The organism is Mesorhizobium sp. M7A.F.Ca.CA.003.01.2.1 (assembly GCF_003998945.1).
In the GTDB taxonomy this organism is placed as follows: domain Bacteria; phylum Pseudomonadota; class Alphaproteobacteria; order Rhizobiales; family Rhizobiaceae; genus Mesorhizobium; species Mesorhizobium ciceri.
Window position 1 is genome coordinate 1 of the sequence record NZ_RZRA01001078.1, and the last position, 1742, is coordinate 1742.

General features: G+C 62.3%; 3 protein-coding genes. All 3 read right to left on the minus strand.

Annotation, left to right across the window (positions count from 1 at the left end; translation table 11 throughout):
- A partial coding sequence (locus EN969_RS29845; RefSeq protein WP_127419665.1) for a beta-ketoacyl-ACP synthase II occupies window positions 1–806 on the minus strand: 806 nt, incomplete at its 3' end.
- A gap of 34 nt (window positions 807–840) precedes the next feature.
- A complete protein-coding gene (locus tag EN969_RS29850; RefSeq protein WP_006203723.1) occupies window positions 841–1077 on the minus strand; it encodes an acyl carrier protein in 237 nt (78 codons plus the stop codon).
- Window positions 1078–1288: 211 nt separating this feature from the next.
- Window positions 1289–1742 (minus strand): SDR family oxidoreductase (locus tag EN969_RS29855; protein ID WP_127419666.1); only part of this gene is annotated, 454 nt, incomplete at its 5' end.

Below are 1742 nucleotides of genomic sequence, written 5' to 3' on the forward strand. Positions count from 1 at the left end.
CCATAACCCGTCACCTCGGCATAGATCTTGGCGCCGCGTGCTTTGGCATGTTCGAGCTCCTCGAGCACGACAACGCCGGCGCCCTCGCCCATGACGAAGCCGTCGCGGTCGCGATCATAGGGGCGCGACGCCGTTTGCGGCGAATCATTGCGTTCCGTCGACAGTGCCCGGCATGCGGCGAACCCGGCGATCGACAGCCGCGTCACCGGCGCTTCGGCGCCACCGGCGACCATCACGTCGGCATCGCCCCACATGATCAGCCGGGCAGCATCGCCAATGGCGTGCGCGCCGGTCGAACAGGCCGTGACGACGGCATGGTTCGGGCCTTTCAGCCCGTGCCGGATCGAAACCTGCCCGGAGACGAGATTGATGATCTGGCCCGGGATGAAGAAGGGGCTGATGCGGCGCGGGCCGCGTTCCTTGAGGATCATCGCGTTCTCGGCGATGCCCTCGATGCCGCCGATGCCGGAGCCGATCAGGACGCCGGTGGCGCATTGCTCTTCATGCGTCTTGGGTTCCCAGCCGGAATCCTTCAGCGCCTCGTCGGCGGCGGCAATCCCGTACAGGATGAAGTCGCCGATCTTGCGCAATTCCTTCGGCTCGAGCACGGCCTCGGGATTGAAGGTGGCATTGCTGCCGTCACCACGCGGAATGACGTGGGCGATCTTGCAAGCAAGGTCCTCCACCTCGAACTCGGTGATGCGCTTGGCAGCGCTGCGGCCGGTCAGAAGCTCCTTCCAGCTGTGCTCGAAGCCCATGCCGAACGGCGACAGCAAGCCAAGGCCCGTGACGACGACACGCCTCATCGCAGGTCCTCCCCGGTGATGACTGCAGAAAGCGTCAGGCCGAAGCCTTGTCGATGTACTTCACGGCATCGCCGACGGTCAGGATGGTCTCGGCCGCGTCGTCGGGGATCTCGACGCCGAATTCTTCTTCGAACGCCATGACGAGTTCGACCGTGTCGAGGCTGTCGGCGCCCAGATCATCGATGAAGCTCGCCTGCTCCGTCACTTTGTCGGCATCGACGCCAAGGTGCTCGATGACGATCTTCTTGACGCGCTCTGCGGTGTCACTCATTTGGGCATCCTCGTCTTTTGTTTGTCTGTCTTCGTTAGCGGGCAGAATGCCGCTAATCAAGCTGAAAGATGGTCCTGCCGGAAACGCAACGACTACGGACCGATTTTTGCCCGAACCGCCGGGTTGCGGGCCGCATTACACGAAAAATAGCTGAGGTCCAAGCCGAAATGGTCTCTTTACACAACCCGCCGGCGTTGCTGCAGAACCTCGTTCAAATCATAGCCATGCCGCCATTTACGTGGATGGTCTGGCCGGTGACGTAGGCGGCTTCGTTGGAGGCGAGATAAGCGACGGCGGACGCGACTTCGACGCTGGTGCCCATGCGCCGCGTCGGGATCGCCGCCATGATCGCCTCTTTCTGCTTGTCGTTGAGCTTGTCGGTCATTGCCGATTCGATGAAGCCTGGTGCAACACAGTTAACTGTGATGTTGCGGGTGGCGATCTCCTGCGCCAGCGACTTGGAGAAGCCGATCATGCCGGCCTTGGAGGCGCAGTAATTGGTCTGGCCGGGATTGCCGGTCACGCCGACCACCGAGGTGATGTTGATGATGCGGCCATGGCGGCGGCGCATCATCGGATGGGTGAGTTCGCGGGTGAGCCGGAAAACGGCGGTCAGATTGACCTCGATCACGCTGTCCCAATCGGCATCCGACATGCGCACGAAC